The organism is Austwickia sp. (assembly GCA_016699675.1).
Taxonomy (GTDB): Bacteria; Actinomycetota; Actinomycetes; order Actinomycetales; family Dermatophilaceae; genus Austwickia.
This window is the reverse complement of record CP064985.1, coordinates 950,796-971,886: the sequence shown is the minus strand read 5'-3', so window position 1 is coordinate 971,886 and position 21,091 is coordinate 950,796. Positions and strand designations below refer to the sequence as shown.

Annotated in this window: 14 protein-coding genes and 2 pseudogenes; 11 read left to right on the top strand and 5 right to left on the bottom strand. The window is 73.0% G+C overall.

All coding sequences use genetic code 11. From position 1 onward, the window contains the following. Window positions 1-44: 44 nt before the first annotated feature. The 6 genes from IPK37_04545 (at window position 45) to IPK37_04520 (ending at window position 6,319) form a co-directional block, all read left to right on the top strand. Window positions 45-1,160 carry an ATP-binding cassette domain-containing protein gene (locus tag IPK37_04545; protein QQS01695.1) on the top strand — a complete coding sequence of 372 codons (1,116 nt, stop codon included), beginning with the start codon at window positions 45-47 and terminating at the stop codon, window positions 1,158-1,160. Beyond that, a complete protein-coding gene (locus IPK37_04540; protein QQS01694.1) occupies window positions 1,157-1,837 on the top strand; it encodes an ABC transporter permease subunit in 681 nt (226 codons plus the stop codon). Before IPK37_04545 ends, IPK37_04540 begins: the two co-directional genes overlap by 4 nt. Next, complete coding sequence (locus tag IPK37_04535; GenBank protein ID QQS01693.1) at window positions 1,834-2,598, top strand: ABC transporter permease subunit; 765 nt, start codon at window positions 1,834-1,836, stop codon at window positions 2,596-2,598. Before IPK37_04540 ends, IPK37_04535 begins: the two co-directional genes overlap by 4 nt. Beyond that, window positions 2,595-3,566: an ABC transporter substrate-binding protein gene (locus IPK37_04530; GenBank protein QQS01692.1), complete on the top strand. Its 972-nt coding sequence runs from the start codon at window positions 2,595-2,597 to the stop codon at window positions 3,564-3,566. The genes IPK37_04535 and IPK37_04530 overlap by 4 nt, the downstream gene beginning before the upstream one ends. A gap of 132 nt (window positions 3,567-3,698) precedes the next feature. Continuing rightward, on the top strand, window positions 3,699-4,736 hold the full coding sequence (locus IPK37_04525) for a TIGR04222 domain-containing membrane protein (GenBank protein QQS01691.1): 1,038 nt from the start codon (window positions 3,699-3,701) through the stop codon (window positions 4,734-4,736). Next, complete coding sequence (locus IPK37_04520) at window positions 4,733-6,319, top strand: DUF692 domain-containing protein (protein ID QQS02668.1); 1,587 nt, start codon at window positions 4,733-4,735, stop codon at window positions 6,317-6,319. Before IPK37_04525 ends, IPK37_04520 begins: the two co-directional genes overlap by 4 nt. 15 nt (window positions 6,320-6,334) lie before the next feature. Here IPK37_04520 and IPK37_04515 read toward each other — a convergent pair whose 3' ends face one another. Further along, window positions 6,335-6,901 carry a hypothetical protein gene (locus IPK37_04515; GenBank protein ID QQS02667.1) on the bottom strand — a complete coding sequence of 189 codons (567 nt, stop codon included), beginning with the start codon at window positions 6,899-6,901 and terminating at the stop codon, window positions 6,335-6,337. A gap of 120 nt (window positions 6,902-7,021) precedes the next feature. Between IPK37_04515 and IPK37_04510 the strand changes: the two are divergent. The 5 genes and pseudogenes from IPK37_04510 to IPK37_04490 all read left to right on the top strand — a co-directional run bounded on the left by IPK37_04510 (window position 7,022) and on the right by IPK37_04490 (window position 14,309). Then, a pseudogene (locus IPK37_04510) lies at window positions 7,022-8,168 on the top strand (PrpF, AcnD-accessory). 17 nt (window positions 8,169-8,185) lie between these two features. Then, window positions 8,186-9,441: pseudogene (locus IPK37_04505) on the top strand (SLC13 family permease). A gap of 268 nt (window positions 9,442-9,709) precedes the next feature. After that, window positions 9,710-10,486, top strand: coding sequence for a TetR/AcrR family transcriptional regulator (locus IPK37_04500; protein ID QQS01690.1), 777 nt, complete (start codon window positions 9,710-9,712; stop codon window positions 10,484-10,486). After that, complete coding sequence (locus IPK37_04495) at window positions 10,480-12,213, top strand: ABC transporter ATP-binding protein (GenBank protein QQS01689.1); 1,734 nt, start codon at window positions 10,480-10,482, stop codon at window positions 12,211-12,213. Before IPK37_04500 ends, IPK37_04495 begins: the two co-directional genes overlap by 7 nt. 98 nt (window positions 12,214-12,311) lie before the next feature. Then, window positions 12,312-14,309 carry an ABC transporter ATP-binding protein gene (locus IPK37_04490; protein QQS02666.1) on the top strand — a complete coding sequence of 666 codons (1,998 nt, stop codon included), beginning with the start codon at window positions 12,312-12,314 and terminating at the stop codon, window positions 14,307-14,309. Here the strand turns inward: IPK37_04490 and IPK37_04485 are convergent. The 4 genes from IPK37_04485 to IPK37_04470 form a co-directional block, all read right to left on the bottom strand. Beyond that, window positions 14,213-15,097, bottom strand: a complete 885-nt coding sequence (locus IPK37_04485; protein ID QQS01688.1) for an SgcJ/EcaC family oxidoreductase — start codon at window positions 15,095-15,097, stop codon at window positions 14,213-14,215. The genes IPK37_04490 and IPK37_04485 overlap by 97 nt on opposite strands. 63 nt (window positions 15,098-15,160) lie before the next feature. Next, window positions 15,161-16,003 (bottom strand): aldo/keto reductase, encoded by an 843-nt coding sequence (locus IPK37_04480; protein QQS01687.1) that lies wholly within the window; start codon window positions 16,001-16,003, stop codon window positions 15,161-15,163. 49 nt (window positions 16,004-16,052) lie between these two features. Then, entirely contained in the window at window positions 16,053-16,817 is a 765-nt protein-coding gene (locus IPK37_04475; protein ID QQS01686.1) for a sulfite exporter TauE/SafE family protein, read from the bottom strand. A 151-nt stretch (window positions 16,818-16,968) separates the two neighbouring features. Next, window positions 16,969-21,003, bottom strand: coding sequence for a 4Fe-4S dicluster domain-containing protein (locus IPK37_04470; GenBank protein ID QQS01685.1), 4,035 nt, complete (start codon window positions 21,001-21,003; stop codon window positions 16,969-16,971). Between the last annotated feature and the right edge of the window lie 88 nt (window positions 21,004-21,091).

Here is a 21,091-nt window from a genome sequence, read left to right as displayed (position 1 = left end):
ACGCTCGACGCGCCGTTGTCGGCGCCCGCGGATAGCGTGTCCGCATGATCCGGTTTGACGAGGTCACCAAGCGGTACGGCTCCGGCCCGCCCGCCGTCGACGGCCTCACGATGACGGCGCCCGAGGGCCGGATCACGGTGCTGGTGGGCCCGTCGGGCTGCGGCAAGACCACCTCGCTGCGGATGGTCAACCGGATGGTCACCCCGAGCGCCGGCCGCATCACCGTCGGCGATCAGGACACCGCGACGATGGACGCGGCGCGGCTGCGCCGCGGCATCGGCTACGTCATCCAACACGGCGGCCTGTTCCCGCACCTCACGGTGGAACGCAACGTCATGACCGTGCCGCTCCTCCTGGGCACGCCGAAGGCGACGGCGCGCGACCGGGCCCGGGAGCTGCTCGACCGCGTGGGCCTGGACTCATCGCTGGCCCGGCGCTACCCCGGGCAGCTCTCGGGGGGGCAACAGCAGCGGGTGGGGGTGGCGCGCGCGTTGGCCGCCGACCCCCCGGTGCTGCTCATGGACGAGCCGTTCAGCGCGGTCGACCCGGTGGTCCGCGACCAGCTGCAGGCCGACCTGCTCGCGCTGCAGCAGCAGCTCCGCAAGACGATCCTCTTCGTCACCCACGACATCGACGAGGCCATCCGCCTGGGGGACCAGGTGGCGGTGCTGCGGGTGGGCGGGCGCCTCGCTCAGCTCGCCGACCCCGCGACGCTGCTGGCCAGCCCGGCGGACGACTTCGTCGCCGGCTTCGTCGGCCGCGACCGCGGCTACCGGGCGCTGGGCTTCGTGCCGGCGCCGGGGGTGATCGCGCCGGCCCCGGAGCGGCCGGTCCGCCTCGGCGAGCCCACGGCCGGGTCCGGCGAGGACGGGTGGGTGCTCGTCGTCGACGACGTACGCCGTCCGCTCGGCTGGACCCGGACCGACCGCACCCGCGCCCCCGAGCGGCACGAGGACCTGGACCTCGGCGGGACCGTCGCCACGCTCGGCGGCCCGCTGCGGACCTACCTCGACGCGGCCCTGTCCTCGCCGTCGCGCCGCGGGGTGGTCGTGGACGACTTCGGCGCCCTGGTCGGCACCGTCCGGGTCGCCGACCTGGTCGCCGCCATGGACTCCCCGCGCGGGCCCGCGGGCGCGAGCGACCCGGGGGCGGCGCCATGACCTGGTTCCTGGAGCACGCCGGGGCGGTGGGTCAGCTCGCGGTCCAACACGCGTACCTGGCCGGCCTGCCCCTCCTCATCGGGCTGCTCCTCGCCCTCCCGCTCGGCTGGCTCGCGCAGCGGGGCGGCTGGTGGCGCCCGGCGCTGCTCACCGGCACCGGGCTGCTCTACACGATCCCCAGCCTCGCGCTGTTCGTGCTCATCCCGTTGGTGCTCGGCACGAAGATCCTGGACCCCGTCAACGTCCTGGTCGCCATGACGATCTACACGATCGCGCTGCTCGTGCGGTCCGTGGCCGACGGGCTCGCCTCCGTGCCCGCGGAGACGGTCGCGGCGGCGACGGCGATGGGGTACGGCGGGCTGCGGCGCCTCCTCGCCGTCGACCTGCCGCTCGCGATCCCGGTCATCGCGGCCGGCCTGCGGGTCGCGGCGGTCAGCAACGTCAGCATCGTCTCGGTGGCCTCGCTCATCGGCGTCGCGCAGCTCGGGTCGCTGCTCACCGATGGCTACCAGCGGTTCTACGGCGAGGAGCTGCTCGTCGGCATCGTCTGCTGCGTGCTGCTGGCGCTGGCGTTCGACCTGGTCATCGTGGTGCTGTCGAGGCTGCTCACGCCGTGGACGCGGGCCGGTCGGCCGAGCGCCGCCCCCGCCCACACCGCCGCCGGGGCCGCCTCGTGATCGGCCAGGTCTGGGCCTGGCTGACCGACCCGGCCCAGTGGTCCGGCCCGTACGGGATCCCGACCCGGCTGGGCGAGCACCTCGCCTACTCCGCGCTGGCCCTGGCGATCGCGGCGCTCGTCGCCCTCCCGGTGGGCCTCTGGATCGGGCACACCGGCCGGGCGAAGTGGCTGGTCTCGTCGACGAACGCCGTACGGGCCATCCCCAGCCTCGGCCTGCTCTTCGCCACCGCCCTCTACCTCGGCCCGCACCTGCGCGGGTCCACCGCGTTTCTTGTGCCCGGGCTGGTCGTGCTCGTCTTGCTGGCGATGCCGCCGCTGCTGGCGGGCACGTACGCGGGGGTGGAGGCCGTCGACCCCGCCGCGCGCGACGCCGCGAAGGGGATGGGGATGACCGGGCGGCAGGTGCTGCTCGGCGTCGAGCTGCCGTGCGCCCTGCCGCTGCTGCTCTCCGGCGTGCGCAGCGCGACCCTGCAGGTCATCGGGACGGCCACGATCGCGGCGTACATCTCCCTCGGCGGCCTCGGCGCCTACCTCTCCGAGGGGCTCAACATCGGCGACTACCCGATGGTCGCCGGCGGCGCGCTCCTGGTGGCCACCCTCGCCCTGCTGCTCGACCTGGCCCTGGCCGGGCTGACCCGCGCAGTGGTCTCGCCCGGGCTCGGCGGCGCCGCGCGCCGGAGCCGGCGGGCCGTCCCCGAAGCACCGAACAGCACAGCGTCCAGCGACCGCACCGCCCCGACAGAAACGAGAGCGTCATGACCGCCCGCCCGGCCCTGCCCCTGTCCATGCTCGCCTGCGCCGCCCTCGCCCTCGGCCTCGCCGCCTGCGGCGGCGGCTCCAACAACCCGCTCTCGACGAGTTCCGGCGCGTCCGGCGCCTCGGGGTCGGCCAGTTCGGGGGGTTCGGGGGGATCCGGGGCGCCGGGCGGCGGCACGGTGCTGGTGGGCTCGGCCGACTTCACCGAGTCGGCGCTGCTCGCCGAGCTGTACGCCGGGGCGCTCAAGGCCAAGGGCGTCAACGCCTCGACCAAGCTGCGGATCGGCTCGCGCGAGGCATACATGAAGGGCATGCAGGACGGCTCCATCCAGGTCATCCCCGAATACACCGGCGCCCTGGCCCGGTTCTACAACAAGGACTTCGCCGAGAACGACCCCACGAAGACCTACGACGCCCTGAAGTCCCTGCTGCCCGCCGACCTCACCGTGCTGGAGAAGTCGGCCGCCGAGGACAAGGACTCGATCACGGTCACGAAGGAGACGGCCGACAAGCTGGGCCTGAAGACGATGACCGACCTGGCCGGGAAGGCGGGGCAGATGGTGCTGGGGGCCCCCGACGAGTTCAAGTCCCGGCCGCAGGGTGTCCCCGGGCTGGCCAAGACGTACGGGATCACGTTCCAGCAGGTCCGCACCCCGCTCACCGGGCAGGCCGCCGTCCAGGCCCTCAAGAACGGCCAGATCCAGGCGGCCAACATCTTCACCACCGACCCGGCGATCACCGCCAACAACTTCGTGGTGCTCGACGACGACAAGCGGCTGTTCGGCACCCAGAACGTCGTACCACTTGTCGCCCGCAAGGCTGTCTCCGACGCCGTGACCCAGTCGCTCAACGCGGTGTCGGCCAAGCTCACGACCGACCAGCTGCGCGGGCTCGTCGGGAAGGTCGACCTCGACAAGAAGGACGCCGCCGCGGTCGCCAAGGAGTGGCTCACCCAGCAGGGGCTCGGCTGAGCGCCGAAGCCCCTGAGCACCGAAGCCCCTGAGCAGCGGGGCGACTGAGCAGCACGGCAAGGCTTTAGCGCGGCCGGGTGGCCGTGTCACGCTTCCCCCTGAGCGCGTACTCGGGGAAAGGTGACCGCGACCATGCCACACCTGGCGTATCTTCCAGCCCTGCTGCCTGCGGATCTGTCGGCGGCCCGGCCTGCCGTCACGCCCGCCGCCCTGCCCGCGGCGGACACCTGGGGCATCCCGTCCGGGGTCTTCCTGCTCGGCTACCTGCTCGTGTGGGTCGCCATCATCACGACGTACGTCGTGCGCCGGCGCGCCGTCCGGCACGGCCAACTCGGCTGCGCCCCACGGGATCTGAGCTCCTGGGACATCGCGGCCGCCCAGGGCGGCACCCGTCCCCTGCGCGACGTCATCCTGGCCGAGCTGTTCGCGAACGGCGCCCTCGACGCCGACGGCCACCTCACCCGGGCCCGGCCCCCGGCGTCCTACCGACCGGCGGCCGTGGTGGGCGCCTACGACCTGATGGCCGGCCAGCAGGCCCGCGGGGAGAGCCCGCACCTCGCGGTGCGTGACGTCGACTCGCTCGCGGTCGCCACCGCGGAGGCCGAGACGAGCCGGGAGCGGCTCGCGCGGCACGGCTACCTGATCGCGCCGGCGGCCCTGGCCGGGGCGCGGCTCGGCCCGGTCATCGCGGCGGCCTGGGTCTGGTGGCTGGTCGGGGTGCTCCGGCTCGCCACGTCCGTGGCCGGGTCGCCGCGGGGGTTTCTGATCCCGCTCGTCCTGATCACCCCGTTTGTCGCGGTGGCGATGATCGTCGCCCGGCCGAAGGCCTATGCGCTCACGGCCCCGGGTCGGGCGGCGATCGACTCCCTGCGGCAGGACTACCGCAGCTACGACCCCCGCGCGCAGGGATCTTTGCTGGCGGGCGGCCCGCGGATGGCCGTCATGACCGTGGCCCTGCTCGGCGCCGGCGTCCTCGCCGCGCACGCGCCGGGGCTGGCGGTGCTGGACCCGTACGGGCCGCTGCTGGCGGCCGGCGGCTCCAGCTCGGGCTTCTGGGGCGGCAGCTCGTCGTCCTGCGGGAGCAGTTCGTGCGGCGGCGGGTCGTCCTGCGGGGGCGGGTCATCCGGCGGTGGCGGCGGCTGCGGCGGTGGGGGTGGCTGCGGGGGATGAGCGCCGACGCGCCGGCCGGCGTCGGGCTCTGCGGCGTCGGGCTCGGCTGGCGGCCGGAGATCGCGCCGCTGGTCGCGGCCCTGCCGAACCTCGGGTTCGTCGAGGTGGTCGCCGAGAGCGTGGCCTGCGAGTTCGCCGGGTCGGACGGCTCGGGGGTGGCGGGTCACGGCTCCGCCGTCCCAAGCCACGGCTCCCCCGTCCCAAGCCACGGCTCCGCGCGGGCCGAGCTCGCGGCGTACGTCGCGCGCGGTGTCCCCGTCGTTCCGCACGGCGTGGGCCTGTCGCTGGGATCGGCGGACCCGGCCGATCTGGGGCCGGTCGACGTGCTCGCTCGGATCGCGAGCGCGCTCGGCAGCCCGCTGGTCAGCGAGCACCTGGCCTTCGTGCGCGGCGGCGGCCTGGAGGCGGGGCACCTGCTGCCCTGCCCCCGCACCCGCGAGGGCGTCGCGGTCATCGCCCGCAATGTGGCGCGGGTCCGGGCCGAGCTGCCCGTCCCGCTGGCGCTGGAGATGCCGGCCACCCTCCTGAGCTGGCCCGACGACGAGCTGACCGACGCCCAGTTCGTCACCGAGTGCCTGGACGCCACCGGCTGCCGGCTGGTCCTCGACATCGCGAACGTCTACGCCAACGCCGTGAACACCGGCCGCGACCCCGCCGCCGAGATGGCGGCCTATCCGCTGGAGCGGATCGCATACTGCCACATCGCTGGTGGCGTGTGGCACGACGGCGTCTACCTCGATACGCACACCCACCCGATCGTGCCCGAGGTCCTCGACCTCGCGGCGGAGCTGGCGCGCCGCGCCCCCGGCGTACCGGTCCTCCTCGAACGCGACGGCGACTATCCCTTCCCACACGTCCTCGCGGCCGAACTCGACGCCGTACGGCGTGCCGTCGCACCCCCGCGGGCGGCCACGCTTCCGACCACCGAGGGCGAGGCGCCGCCCGCGCGAGACGGCGGGTCCGGGTCTGGGTCTATCCCCGGTCCCGTTCCGGGGCACCGCCTCGCCGCCCGCCAGGCCGAACTCGTCGGCGCCCTGGTGCGAGGGACGCCCACGCCGGACGGATTCGATCCGGTGGGGGTCGCCCGCACGGCGCGCACCCTGGTCCGCAAGCGGTGGGCCGCCGTGCGGCGGCACTGGCCCGTCGCGACCGCCGACGTGATCGGCCAGGCCACGGCGCAGACCGCCGCGCAGACTGCCGTGCAGACCTCCGGGCGGGGCTCCGAACAGGCGCAGCGGGGCACCGCGGCCGACCTGTTCGCGGCGTGGGCCGCCGAGCATCGCGCCGCCGGCGGGCTGCCGCTGGGCGGCTTCGCCGACGGCTACCGGTTCCTGGCCTGGCGGGAGTCGGCGGGCCGGCTCCCCGATGCGGCGGCCGCGGACCTGGCCCGGGCGCGGCTGTTCTGGCGCTCCGTGAGCGACGGCGGCGCGGCCGGCGGGGGGCTGGCGGCCGACGGGGGCGGCGTCGCGCCGCGCGCCTGGCGGGTGTGGGCGACGGCGCGGGCCCGCGGTACGTCGGGCGTGGTGACCGCCCGGGCCTGGGGGAGCGCGACCCGGCCGCGCGGCGTCCGCACCCGGCCCTGACGTGTCCCCGTGGCCTCAGCCCGGGGGGCGGCGCTGCTCGACTCCGGGCAGATCGGTGGCGCAGGATCGCAGCACCTCGACCGCCGCGGCCTCCGGCGGGGTCGGCCGCCGGTCCCGCAACCGCGCCAGCAGCACGCGCCGGGGCGCCGGGTCGCCGGTGATGGGGACGACCCGTACGTCGTGGCGCAGCACCGTGGCCGCAAGCCGGGGGATGAGGCAGATGCCGATCCCGGCGGCCACCATCCCCTGCGCCTCCTGGTAATCGTTGGCCGCGAAGGCCACGCGCGGCTCGAAACCCGCCTCCGCGCAGAGGCGGAAGAGCACGTCGGCCACCGGATGCTCGGATCGGGTGATCCACTGCTCCTCGCGCAGGGCGCCGAGCGCGACGGAGCGCTTTCTGGCCAGCGGGTGGCTCGCGGGCAGCAGGAGCAGGACGGGATCGCGCAGCAATCGCGTGACGGCGAGGTCGGGGTCGTCGACCTGCGCCCACGGGTAGTCCCATAGCAGCGTGACGTCGAGTTCGCGGCGCTTGAGCATGTCGACGAGCGGGCCGTAGCGGGCGCTGCGCACCGTCACCTCGATCTGCGGGTGGCGCTCCCGGAAGCGGGTGACGACCCGGTGACACGAGAACGTTGACCATCGGCAGACGACGCGGCCACCAGGAAACCGGCGAAGCCGTCATCCCTCCCTGAAAGGACCCCTATGTTCACGCTGCCCGCGTACCTCTATCGAGGGGGTACGAGCAAGTGCTGGCTCTTCGCGGCCGCCGACGTGGCTCCCTTCGCGCCCGATCAACTGGCGCTGTCCCACCTGCTGTCGGCCGCCCTGGGGGGGTGACGACCCCCGGGAGATCGACGGGGTCGGCGGGGGGACGACGACGACGTCGAAGGCCGCGGTCATCACGCCCACTCCGGGCGAGGACCACCACATCGCGTATACCTTCGCCCAGGTCGGCATCGGCGACGGGACGGTGGAGTACGGCTCGAACTGCGGGAACTGCGCCACCGGCGTCGGGCTGTTCGCGCTGGACCAGGGCTACGCGCCCGTCGTGGACGGCGTCTCCGAGGTCCGCATGTACAACACCAACACCAACACGACGCTCACGGCCCGCATCGTCACGCCGGGGGGTGTCGTCCCGAGCGAGGGTGGGGCCAGGGTGCCCGGCACCCGCGCCGGGGGTGTCCCGGTCGAACTCGGTTTCCTCGACCCGTCGGGTCGCAGCACCGGCAGCCTCCTGCCGACCGGGCACAGCGTGGACCTCCTGACCGTCGGGGCGGAGAGCGTCGCCGCGACCATGGTCGACGCCGGCGCCCCCACCGCGCTGCTCCGCGCCGCCGACCTCGGCCTGCTCGGCAGCGAGCCACTCGCGGTCGTGGCCCAGCACGCGCCGCGGCTGGCGGCCTTCCGCCGCCCGGCCGCGTTGGCGATGGGCCTGGTCACCGAGAGTGACCCGATCAGTCACGCGGTGCCCAAGGTCGGCATCGTGGGGCCGCCCGCGGACTACACCACGCCGCTCGGCGAGGCCGTGTCGGCCGCCGACTACGACATCTCGGCCCGGATGCTGTCGATGGACGCGCCACACCCGGCCATCGGCCTGACCTCCGCCGTCGCGGTCGCCGCGGCGGCCACCGCCCCGGGGAGCCTCGTCGCCGAGCTTCTCGGTGGCGTGCTCAGCCCCGCGCAGCAGCGGGTCGTCCGCGTCGGCACCCCCGGTGGCATCGTCGCCGTCGAGCCCTCGTTCGCCGCCGACGGATCGCTCGCGCGGGTCGGCCTGCACCGGGCCGCGCGACGCATCGCCCAGGCGACCTTGTCCATGTCCCTGCCCCAGCCCGTCGCGGCCACGGCCTGATCCGAAGGAGGTCTGTCATGCCCCTCACCCAGATCATCCCGCTGGCGATCCTCATCCTGATGTTCGTCGTCGCCACGAAGTGGCCCGTGAACATCGGCATCATGGGCTTCGTCGCGTCGTTCTTCGTTGGCTGGTTCATGCTCGGCCTGAACGACAAGAAGATCCTCGAAGAGTTCCCCGCGACGATCGTCCTGACGATCATCGGCGTCACGTTCTTCTTCTCGATGGCGCAAGCCAACGGCACCATCGACGTGATCGTGCGGGCCTGCGTCCGGGCCGTCGGCGGCCGCGTCTCGCTCATCCCCTGGGTCTTCTTCTTCATCGCCTCCGTGCTGACCGCGCTGGGGACCTTCTCGCCCGCCGCCGTCGCCCTGCTCGCCCGGCCGCGATGCTCTTCGCCGCCGAGGCCGGGATCAGCGGCGTGGTCATGGGCGCACTGATCATCAACGGCGCCCACGCCGGCGGGTTCTCACCCATCTCCGTCGCCGGCGTGCTGGTGCGCGAGATCTCCGAGAAGAACCACTTCGCGATCACGCCCATCCCGCTGTTCCTGTCCAGCTACGCGATCAACCTGATCGTCTCGATCATCACCGTCGTCGTCATGGGGATGATGGGCCGGCTGCACACCCGCCACCCCGACGAGCCCGCCTCCACCCACATGGGCCGGGTCGGCCCGATCAACCGGATCCAGGCGGTGACGCTGGGACTGATCGGCCTCATCCTGATCGCCGCGCTCGTCTTCAAGCTGCCCATCGGCTTTGTCGGGCTGACCGCGGGCCTGATCCTCGCGTTCTTCAGCCTGGACCAGCACAAGAACTTCGTGTCGGGGATCTCCTGGTCCACGGTGCTGCTCGTCGCGGGAATGATCACCTACGTCTCGATCCTCCAGGACGCCGGCGTGATCGACGGCCTGGCCGACCACGCGGTCAAGATCGGCGTGCCGCTCGTGGTGGCCCTCGTGCTCTGCTACGTCATCGGGGTCTCCTCGGCGTTCGCATCCTCGACCGCCCTGCTCACCGCCTTCATCCCGCTGGCGGCCCCGCTGCTGGCGCAGAGCAGCCTGTCCGCGGCGGGTGTCGTCGCCGCCCTGGCCATCTCCGCCACGATCGTCGACGTCTCGCCGTTCTCCACCGACGGGGCGCTGGTGGTGGCCAACGCCCAGGGCCGCGACAAGGACCGGATCTACACCCAGCTGCTGATCTACGCCGGCTTCATCGTGGCCCTCGCGCCCGCCCTGACCTGGGCGCTGCTCGTGCCCACCGGCATCATCTGAGGCGTCGCCTCGCGGGCGCCCCGCCCGACCTGTCTGCCCCGCCGACCGGAGTGATCCTCCGGCCGGCGGGGCGTTCCGGCGTCCCGGCGCGGCGGTGCCTCGGGCCCCCGGTGCGGCGAGCCAAGCCGGGTCCGCCGCCCGGCGCCCCTCAGTGAGTGCGGTGCGGCGGCTCCCACGACGTAGGCTGGTCGCCCCCGGGTCCGGCCAGGTCACCCGGGATGCCGACTCGGTGTTGTGAGTGAGTGCTCACTCACTTCATGATGGCGGCGTGACCAGCAGCAGGAGCAGGGTGAGCGGTTCGCGCCCGTACGCCGGCCGCGCCCTGCCGCTCCCCCCCGAGGAGCGGCGGCTGGGCCTGGTGGAGGTGGCGCTCGACCTCGTCCGCCGCAACCAGGCCATGCCCAGCACCCGCGAGCTCGCCCTGGCCGCGGGCATCGCCGAGGGCACCATCTTCCGGGCGTTCGGCACCAAGGACGCCCTGCGCGAGGCGATGATCAGCGCCGTCGCGTGCCCCTATCCCTACCGGGACAGCGTCGACGCCATCGACTCCAGCCTGCCGCTGGACGAGAAGTTCCTGGCCATGACCACGCTGTTGTGGGACCGGTTCGCCGAGATCTTCGCCAGCCTGGGCCCGCTCGGAGTGTTCGGACCGCCACCGCACGGCGAGCACCCGGGCTGCCCCGGCGACCCGCCCGAGCCGCTCGACACCGCCGCCTTCCGCGACCGGACCCGGCGGCTGCTCGCCCCCCACCAGAGCGAACTGCGAACCGACCTCGACGAAGTGATCGACGCCATGCGCTACCTCTGCTTCGCGGGCAGCAATCGGGGGATCACCGACAATCAGCTCCTCGCCCCCGAGCGGATCGTCGACCTGCTCCTGAACGGGGCGCGCGCGACAGGGATGCCCGCAGGGCCGACCCCGCCGGATGTCCGCACCGGGCCCGGCGTACCCACCGATCCCGGCGTACCCGCCGCTTCCGACGGACGCCCCAAACCAGCCGTACCCACCGACTCCGCAACCCCCCTGGAGGACCCGCCATGCTGACCAAGGTCCTGCGCGACCATCTGCGCCCCTACCGGGGATACCTGACCGCCGTCGCGGTGCTGCAGCTGATCGGGACGATCGCGTCGCTCTATCTGCCCAGCCTCAACGCCGACATCATCGACAACGGCGTGGCCAAGGGCGACACGGCGTACATCTGGCGCGTCTCCGTCTTCATGCTCGTCGCCAGCCTCGTGCAGGCCACCTGCCAGATCGCCGCCGTGTGGAACGGCGCGCACGCGGCGATGGGCATGGGCCGGGACATCCGCGCCAACCTGTTCGGGCGGGTCATGTCGTTCAGCGCCCGCGAGGTGAACCACTTCGGCGCCCCGTCGCTGATCACGCGGACCACCAACGACGTCCAGCAGCTCCAGCAGCTCGTCGTCATGGGCTGCTTCATCCTGGTGGGCGCGCCGATCATGATGGTCGGCGGCGTGATCATGGCCCTGCGCGAGGACGTCGGGCTGTCCTGGCTCGTGGCGGTCGCCGTGCCGCTGCTGGCGATCTCGATCCTGCTGGTCGTGCGCCAGATGGTGCCGCTGTTCCGGCAGATGCAGACCCGCATCGACGCGGTGAACCGGGTCATGCGCGAACAGATCACCGGCATCCGGGTGGTGCGCGCGTTCGTGCGGGAGGACCACGAGCGGTCCCGGTTCGGGGCCGCCAACCAGGCGCTCACCGAGACCGGCCTGGGCGTCGGGCGCCTGATGGTCCTGATGTTCCCGATCGTCATGCTCATCATGAACCTGTCCACCACCGCGGTGATCTGGTTCGGCGGGCACCGCGTGGACAGCGGAGACATGCAGGTGGGGGCCCTGTTCGCGTACATGAGCTATCTCATCCAGATCCTCATGTCGGTGATGATGGCGACGATGGTCGCGACCATGGTGCCGCGCGCCGCGGTCTCCGCCGAGCGGATCGGGGAGGTGCTGGACACCGAGTCGAGCGTGCTTGCTCCCGTCGCGCCCGTGCGGGTCGGACAGGCGCACGGGCTCGTGGAGCTGGACGGGGTCGAGTTCACCTACCCCGGCGCTGACGCTCCCGTGCTGCAGGACATCACGTTCGTCGCGCGCCCCGGCACGACCACGGCGGTCATCGGCAGCACCGGCGCCGGCAAGACCACGCTGGTCAACCTGCTGCCCCGCCTGTTCGACGCGACGGGCGGGCGGGTCCTGGTCGACGGCGTCGATGTGCGCGACCTGGACCCCGAAGACCTCTGGCGGCGTGTGGCGATCGTGCCGCAGCGCCCGTACCTCTTCTCCGGCACCGTGGCGAGCAACCTGCGCTACGGCAACCCGGACGCCACCGACGAGCAGCTCTGGGCGGCCCTGCGGGTCGCGCAGGCCGAGGACTTCGTTCGGCGGATGGACGGCGGCCTGGCGGCGCCGATCGCTCAGGGCGGCACCAACGTCTCCGGCGGGCAGCGGCAGCGGCTCTGCATCGCGCGTGCCCTCGTGGCCGAGCCCGAGATCTACCTGTTCGACGACAGCTTCAGCGCGCTGGACCTGGCCACGGACGCGCGGCTGCGGGCGGCGCTGCGGCCGCTGACCCGCGAGGCGACCGTGCTGATCGTGGCGCAGCGGGTCTCGACCATCGCGGACGCCGACCAGATCGTGGTGCTCGACGTGGGCCGGGTCGTCGGGATCGGCCGGCACGAGGAGTTGCTGGCGACCTGCCCGACGTACGCCGAGATCGTCCAGTCCCAGCTCGGCGTGGAGGAGGCGGCGTGACCAGCGAGGAGGCGCGGGTGCCCACAGGTGACGACGTACGGCGTGGCGGGGCCGACCCGGCGGAGGGCGGCACCACGAAGAACCCGACCGGGCAGGCGATGGCGACCACCGAGCGGCCGGCCGGTGGGCGCGGGCACGGTCCCATGGCGGGAGGCCCGGCGCAGAAGTCGCTGAACTTCCGGGCCAGCGGCCTGCGGCTGCTCGGCCTGCTACGCCCGGTGCGCGGCCAGGTCGCGACCGCGGTGGCGCTGACCGTGGCGAGCGTCGCGCTGTCCGTGGCCGGCCCGAAGGTGTTGGGGCAGGCGACGAACCTCATCTTCGCCGGGCTCATCGGCCGCCAGCTCCCGGCCGGAGTCAGCAAGGACCAGGTCGTGACGCGGCTGCGCGCGGACGGCCAGGGCACATTCGCGGACATGATCGCGGCGATGGACCTCGTGCCGGGGCGGGGGGTCGACTTCGACGCGGTGGGCCGGGTGCTGCTGCTGGTCCTGGGCCTATACCTGGTCTCGGCGCTGCTCATGTGGGCCTCGGGCTGGCTGGTCAACCAGGTGTCGATGACGACGATGCGCCGGCTGCGCTCCGACGTCGAGGAGAAGCTGCACGCACTGCCGCTGAGCTACTTCGACGCCCAGCCGCGCGGCGAACTGCTCTCGCGGGTGACCAACGACATCGACAACCTGGGCATGAGCTTGCAGCAGACCTTCGGCCAGCTGCTCAACTCGCTGGTCACGGTGGTCGGCATCCTCGTGATGATGCTGCTCGTCTCGCCGATCCTCACCGTCATCGCGCTGGTGGCGATCCCGCTGTCGGTGCTGGCCACGGCGCTGATCGGGAAGCGCAGCCAGAAACAGTTCATCGCCCAGTGGGCGGAGACCGGGCACCTCAACGGCACGATCGAGGAGGCGTTCACCGGGCACGAGCTGGTGACGGTCTTCGGTCGCCGGCGCGAGGTGGTTGCGCGGATGCAGGAGACGAACGAGCGCCTGCACGACGCCGCGTTCGGGGCGCAGTTCATCTCCGGCCTGATGATGCCGGTGATGTTCCTGGTCGGGAACCTCTCGTTCGTCGCGGTGGCCGTGGTCGGCGGGCTGCGGGTGGCCAGCGGGGCGCTGACGCTGGGGGACGCACAGGCGTTCATCCAGTACAGCCGCCAGTTCACCCAGCCGCTGACCCAGGTGGCCTCGATGGCGAACCTGCTGCAGAGCGGTGTCGCGTCGGCGGAACGGGTCTTCGAGCTGCTCGACGCGCCCGAGCAGGTCCCTGCGGCCGCGGCCACGGGCCGCAGCGGGCCGGCGCGCGGCCGGATCGAGTTCGAGGACGTCAGCTTCTCCTACCGGCCCGACGCCCCGCTCATCCACGACCTGTCCCTGGTCGTCGAGCCCGGCCAGACCGTGGCGATCGTCGGCCCCACCGGCGCCGGCAAGACGACGCTGGTCAACCTCATCATGCGGTTCTACGAGCTGGACGGCGGCCGGATCACGCTCGACGGGGTGGACATCGCCGCCATGCCGCGCGGCGAGCTGCGCGACCAAATCGGGATGGTGCTCCAGGACACCTGGCTGTTCGAGGGGACGATCCGCGACAACATCGCCTACGGCAAGCCGGGCGCGACCGACGCCGAGGTGCGGGCGGCGGCGGAGGCGACGTACGTCGATCGCTTCGTCGCCCACCTGCCGGACGGGTACGACACCGTCCTCGACGACGAGGGCGGCAACGTGTCGGCGGGCGAGAAGCAGCTCCTCACGATCGCGCGGGCCTTCCTGTCCCAGCCGAGCCTGCTCATCCTCGACGAGGCGACCAGCTCCGTGGACACCCGCACCGAGTTGCTGCTCCAGCACGCCATGGCGGCCCTGCGGACCGACCGGACGAGCTTCGTCATCGCGCACCGGCTCAGCACCATTCGCGACGCGGACCTGATCCTGGTCATGGAGGAGGGGGCCATCGTCGAGCAGGGCACGCACGCGTCGCTGCTCGCGGCGGACGGGGCATATGCGCGGCTCTACCGCAGCCAGTTCGCCGGGGCGATGACGGACGACGCCGGCGCCGTGGGCGTGGGGGCGAGCGCTGGGCCTACGCCGGGGCCGGCGCTGGCGTAGGCCCAGGCGGGCTTCGGCTCGCCCGAGGAGTGGTGGCTGGTGATCAGCCAGTTGGTGCCGTCCCAGACGTAGGTGAACGTGTAGCGCGCGTACACATCGTCCCCGGTCAGGCCGAGGTGGAAGGTGTAGTGGCCGGTGTCGACGGCGATGCCGTGGCCGCGGTAGATCCGGCGGTCGGTCACCGTGCCCCACGGCTTCTTCGCCAGGAACTTGGTGAAGTAGTCGATCCGGTCCTCGCAGTCCTTGCAGAACGTGGACGACAGCGTGGGCAGCAGGGTCGCGTCCTGCGTGTACAGAGCCACGACCTCGCGCGGCTCGCCCGTCTGCAGCGCCGCGTTCCACCGGTCGAACAGCGCGGCCACCTCGGCCTCGGTGGGCACCGGGTAGCCGTGCGCGGCCAGCGCGAGCGGGGAGACGGGGATGCTCGGGGCGACGTACGCCGGGTCGGCGGCAGTGGCCTGCGCGGGGATCGCGGTGTCGGCGACCGCCGTCGACGCCTCGACCTGCGTCGGGAGCACCTCGCGGACGGCCTCGACCACGCCGGATCGGGTGACCGCGTAGTCCGCCACGGCCTCGGGGCCGGATTCGGGCGCGAACGCGGGGGCGGCATCGAAGCCGCTGGCCTCGTCGGCGTACGCGCGGACGTCATCCACCTCGACGAGGGTCTCGGTGGGCAGGGCAGGCTGGGGGTGCTGGTCCACGGGCGGGGACTCCTTCAAAGGCGGTCGCGGGCGAAGGCCGGCGCGGGCGCCCGATGACGCGCAGGAGGGGGACCGGCATACCCCCATCGACCGATCCGCGGGGGACTCAAGCGCGTCCGCGCGGTCGTTAGCCCGGCGAACGGTCCGCCGTCAGAGCATCTGCAGGGGGACCGGGCGGGTGGGCGGCGGGAACGCCGCGTCCAGCGCGCGCAGGTCGTCCGCGTCGAGCGTGAGGTCCAGGGCCGCCGCGTTCTCGCGGGTGCGGTCGGGGTCGGCGGACTTCGGGATCGCCAGGACGTCGCCGCTGCGGACGGTCCAGGCGAGCGCGACCTGCGCGGGCGTGGCCCCGTGCCGGGTGGCGACGGCGCGCAACGCCTCGAGCCCCGGGCCCGGCCGGAGGAGGCGGCCCTGCTCGACGGGGGAGTACGCCATCGCCGGCATCCCGGCCGCCGCCATCTCCGAGAGCAGGCCGGTCTCGGGACCGCGACGCGTCAGGTTGTAGAGGATCTGGTTGGTGGCGCAGGCCGCGCCGCCCGGCACGCCGCGCAGTTCCTGCAGGTCATCGACGTCGAGGTTCGACACGCCCCAGGCGCCGATCTTCCCCGCGGCCAGCAGCGCCTCGAACCCTTCCACGGTCTCGGCGAGCGGGTGGCTGCCCCGCCAATGCAGCAGGTAGAGGTCGATGCGGTCGATGCCGAGGCGGCGCAGGCTGCGCTCGCACGCGGCGGCGACACCGGAGCTGCTGGCGTTGTGCGGATACACCTTGCTGACGACCAGGGCGTCCTCGCGTCGGCCCTGGAGTGCCCGGCCGACGACCGTTTCCGCGCCGCCCTCGGCGTACATCTCCGCCGTGTCGATCACCCGCAGCCCCGCGTCCAAGCCGGCGCGCAGCGCGTCCGCCTCCGCGGCGGCCGCGGCCGGGTTCTCGCCCATGTGCCAGGTGCCCATGCCGACCGCGGGCACGTCCGCTCCGGCGAAGCTCAGGGTGCGCATGGCCCGAGGGTATGCCCGGCGGCGAGGGCTGGGGCTGGTGGGGGGCGGGTCAGCGGACCAGGAGTGCCCCGGCCGCGACCGCGCTCGCCACCAGGGCCAGGGCGTCGAAGGTGGCCTGGCTGACGCGGTGCACGAGCCGTACGCCGAGCCACGTGCCCACCAGCGCGAAGGGCGCGAGCGCCGCGGTCAGCGCGAGCGTCGAGGCCGGGAACAGGCCCAGGGCGGCGCTGAACGGGGTCTTGCTCAGGTTGACGAGCAGGAAGAACCAGGCGTTCGTGCCGACGAAGGCCATCTTGTCGACGCGACAGGCGAGCAGGTAGAGGGTCATCACGGGGCCGGCGGCGTTGGCCGTCATGGTCGTGAACCCCGCGGCCGTCCCCGCCGCGAGGCTCAAAGCGGGGTGGGGATGTTGCGGGTCGCCGCCCGCCTCGGCGGTGGACCCGCGGGCGCGCAGCCGCATTGCCAGCTGGATCGCGACCATCACGGTGAGCATGAGCCCGATGGAGACCCGCAGGGTGCGGTCGTCGACGACCCGCATGAACAGCGCGCCCAGGGCGACGCCCGGGAGCACGCTCGGCAGCAGCCGCCGCAGCAGCGGCCAGCTCGCCGCGCGACGGTAGCGGGCCACGGCGACGATGTCGCCGACGATGAGCAGGAGCAGGACGGCGGCGGTGGATTCCTTGGTGGGCAGGTACGCCGCGAACGCCGCCACCGCCAGCGCGGCGAACCCGCCCACGCTGGTCTTGGCGATGCCGATGATCACGGCGGCGATCGCCAGGATCGCCCCAGCGAGGGAGAACGGCTCGACGGGCACCGGCCCATCCTGCCGCCTCTGCGTGGTTGTGAGAGGTCTCCGGCCAACTCCGAGCCGACTGGCGCACGGCGGGTGATTCGCGCACCTGCCGTGGCACGCGAAGGGGCCGCCGGGTTTATGGCCCGGCGGCCCCTTCGATGGTGCGATGCGGCTAGCCGCCGAGGATCTTCATCGCCTCGGAGGCGGGCATCGTCGTGCGGTCTCCCAAGGCCTCCCGGAGCTTGGCCCACTGGCCGTTGCTCGCCGCCGGCTGAGCCGGAGCCGCCGCCGCGGCCGCGGACTGTTCAGCCGCCTCAGCGGCAGGCGCTGGCTTCGGCTCGGGCTCGGGTGCGGCCTTCGGCTCGGGCTCGGGGGCCTCCTTCGCCTCGGGCTCCGGTGCCGCCTTCGCCTCGGGCTCCGGTGCCGCCTTCGCCTCGGGCTCCGGTGCCGCCTTGGCCTCCGGCTTGTCGTCCGTGGCGGCCGACGCGGCTGCGGCTGCCGTGGCGCCCGCCGCTGCGGCCGCGCCGGACTTCTTCAGGACCGATGCCAGCTTGACCGGCTTCTTCGCCGCCGGGGCGGGCTCGGGCTGTGCTTCTGGCTCGGGCGCCGGCTGGGCCGCGACCTCCGCCGTCGGTTCGGCAGCCGGCTCCGGCGTGGCGTCGGGCTCGGGCGCCGATTTGGCCTCGGGCTCGGGCGTCGGCTCGGCCTTGACTTGCGCAGCCGGTTCGGCGGCAGGTTCGGGCGCCGCGGCCGCCGGCTCCGGAGTGGGCTCTGGCTCGGCAGCCTTGACGTCCGCGGGCAGGCTGCCCAGCACGGACATGGCCTCCGAGGCCGGGATCATCTTCCGGTCACCGATCTTCTCCCGGAGCGCGGACCAGGCCGCCGCCCCGCCAGTGGCTACGGCACCGGCGACCGGCGCTGCCGCCGCAGCAGCCTTGGCCGCGGGGGCCTCCGGCTTCGGCTCCGGGGTAGGTGCCTCGGCCTTTGCCTCGGGTGCAGAAGCAGCCTCTGCCGGCGGGGCCTCCGCCACGGCCGCGGGCTGAGCCGACTCGGGCTCGGCCGGCTCCGGCTTGGCCTCGGGCGCCTCGGCCTCGGCGGCCGGCTCGGGCTCGGGCGCAACAGGGGCGGCCTCAGCGGGGGCGGCCTCAGCTTCGGCCGGTGCCGCGGCAGGTGCGGCTGCGGCCGGCGCGGCACCCAGGACGGCGAGCGCCTCGGAGGCCGGCATCATCTTCCGGTCGCCCAGCTTCTCGCGCAGCGCCGCCCACGCGGCCGCGCCGCTGGCTGACGGGGCCGCCTTCGCCGGGGCGGCGGCCTCAGCCGGTGCCCCGGTTGCCGCGGGCGTCGGTTCCTCGGCCGCCTCAGCAGCCGCCGGTGCCTCCGCGGTGACCTCCGGCTCGGCCTTAGCCTCGGCCACGTCGGCCTCGGCATCGGCCTTCGCTTCGGCCCGCTCGGGTTGGTCCGCCGCCTGGGCGGCGACGCCGCCGGCGGCGGCCGCGCCACCCATGGCCGCGAGTGCCTCGGCCGCCGACATCTTGCCCTTGGGCATGGCGCCCGCGGGCTTCGCCTCGGCCTCCGGCGCAGCCTCAGCCTCAGTCGGCGCGGGTTCCGCCGCCTTGGCCTCGGGCGCAGCCTCAGACTCGGCCCCGGCCGCTTCCGCAGGCTCGGTGGCCTCGGTCTCGTCCGTCTCGCCGCCGCCGACGGGGGCCTGCTTGGCCTCCTCTTCAGCGCGCTCGACGGCCTCGGCGGGGGCGGGAGCAGCCGCGGTGTCTTCGGCGTTGGCTCCGGAGGTGTCCGCGTCGGTCTCGCCGGCCGCCTTGGCGGCCTCGACCTCGTCGGCGAACTCGCCCGCCGGGGCCGGCGCCGACGCGCCGGGGGCCGCCCCGGCGGGGGCGCTCGCCACCTCGGGCGCCCGCTCGACGGGGGCGCGCACTGCCGCAAGCAGCATCTGGGCGACGTCGACGACCTCGACCTCGGCACGCGCCGTACCGTTCTCCTTCTGCGCGTTCAGCCCATCCGAGAGCATCACGCGGCAGAACGGGCAGCCGATGGCGATACGGTCGGCGCCGGTGGCGACTGCCTCCGCCGTACGGTTGGCGTTGATCCGCTCGCCGAGCTTCTCCTCCATCCACATGCGCGCGCCACCGGCGCCGCAGCAGAAGGACTTCTCCTTGGACCGGGCCATCTCCGCGTAGGAGACCCCGGGCAGGGCGCCGAGCAGCTCGCGCGGCGGGGCGTACACGTGGTTGTGCCGGCCCAGGTAGCACGGGTCGTGGTAGGTCACCGACCGGCCGGTCGAGGCGACATCCTTGGTCGAGGCCACATCCGGGCGCGACACCGGGGTCAGCTTGCGCTCGCGCACCAACCGGTTGAGCAGCTGGGTGTGGTGGATGACCTCGTAGTTCCCGCCGAACATCGGGTACTCGTTCTTGAGCGTGTTCAGGCAGTGCGGGCAGGTCACGACGATCTTGGTCGCCTTGGACTCGTTCAGGATCTCGATGTTCTGCGACGCCAGCATCTGGAACAGGATCTCGTTGCCGGCGCGGCGGGCCGAGTCGCCGGTGCAGGACTCGCCCTCGCCGAGGACCGCGAACGTCACCCCGGCCGTGTGCAGCAGTTCCGCGACGGCGCGGGTGGTCTTCTTGGCGCGGTCTTCGTACGCCCCGGCGCAGCCCACCCAGAACAGGTAGTCGACGGCCGAGAGGTCCTCGACGTCGGCGCCGACGACCGGTACGTCGAACGCCAGCCCCTTCGTCCAGTCCATCCGGGCCTTGGGCGCCATGCCCCAGGGGTTGCCCTTGCCCTCCATGTTCTTGAACAGCCCGCCCAGCTCGCCGGGGAAGGCCGACTCGATGAGCACCTGGTGGCGGCGCATGTCGATGATCGAGTCGACGTGCTCGATGTCGACGGGGCACTGCTCGACGCAGGCGCCACAGGTGGTGCAGCTCCACAGCACGTCGGTGTCGATGATCGCGTCCGGGCCGAGGGCGTCGTACGCCCCGAGGGGGTACTTCTCCTCGTAGCCCGTGTCGCCGATCAGGGGGATCTCTTCCAGCCGCTTGATGTGCTTGGGCTCGTCGTGGCGGGTGTCCTCGCTGGCGAGGATCCACGGCGCCTTCTCGTGCGCGTGGTCGCGCAGCGTCATGACCAGCAGCTTCGGGGACAGCGGCTTGTCGGTGTTCCATGCCGGGCACTGGCTCTGGCAGCGGCCGCACTCGGTGCAGGTGGTGAAGTCGAGCAGCGACTTCCACGAGAAGTCCTCGGCCTTGCCGACGCCCATCCGGGGCTCGGCCGGCTCTTCACCCTCGGCGGGCTCCTCCTCGCCCATGGCCTCGATGTCGGCCAGCGTCATCGGCGTGCCGGCGGGGGACAGCATCGGGCGCACCGCGCCGAGCGCCGTACGGCCGGAGGCCTCGCGCTTGAACCAGATGTTGACGAAGGCGAGGAACCGGTGCCACGCGACACCCATGGTGGGCTGGCAGGAGATGACGATCATCCAGGCGAAGCTGATGAGGATCTTGAGCATCGCGAAGATGTAGATGGCCTCGTACAGCTGCGGGAGCGCCTCCGTGCCCGCGCCGAACCGGGTCCACATGCCCGCCATCCAGCCGGTCAGCGGGAAGTGCAGGGCCAGGCTCTCCTCGGGGTTCTGGATCTGAACCATGCGCGCCTCGAGCGAGCGCAGCAGCAGGATCATGATCGTGACGCCGAGGATCGTCGCCTCGACGTAGTAGGCCTGCCACCAGGTCGAGCCGAAGAACCGGCTGCGGCGGCCGTGGATGCCGGCGGCCTTGCGCGGGTGGTTCTTCTGGCGGATCAGGATCAGCGCGATGATGCCCACGAGGCCGCCCCAGCCCAGCAGCTCGACGAGCCACTCGAACGGCGGGAAGTGCCCGATGATCGGGAGGCGGAACTCCGGCCAGACCAGCTGGAAGAACGCGTTGACCAGCGTGGAGAAGAGCACGAAGAAGCTCACGGCCACGAACCAGTGCGCCAGCGAGACGATCGGCAGGCGTTTCATCCGGGTGTGGAAGAGGAATTCCTTGATCACCACCCACGTGCGCTGGAGCGGGCGGTCCGTGCGCGTCGGGTCGGCCGTGCCCATCCGGAAGACTTGCGAGTACTTCCACACCCTCCGGAACAGCAGGATCCAGCCGAGCGACGGGACGATGAGGCACAGCACGATCGCGGTGATCTGGAGCGCTGACATGCTGCGATGATACGGAGCCGCCTACGGACAGACGGCCGATAAGCCTGTGACGTCTCTCTCGACCTGAAGGGAATTCGCGGGCCGCGGA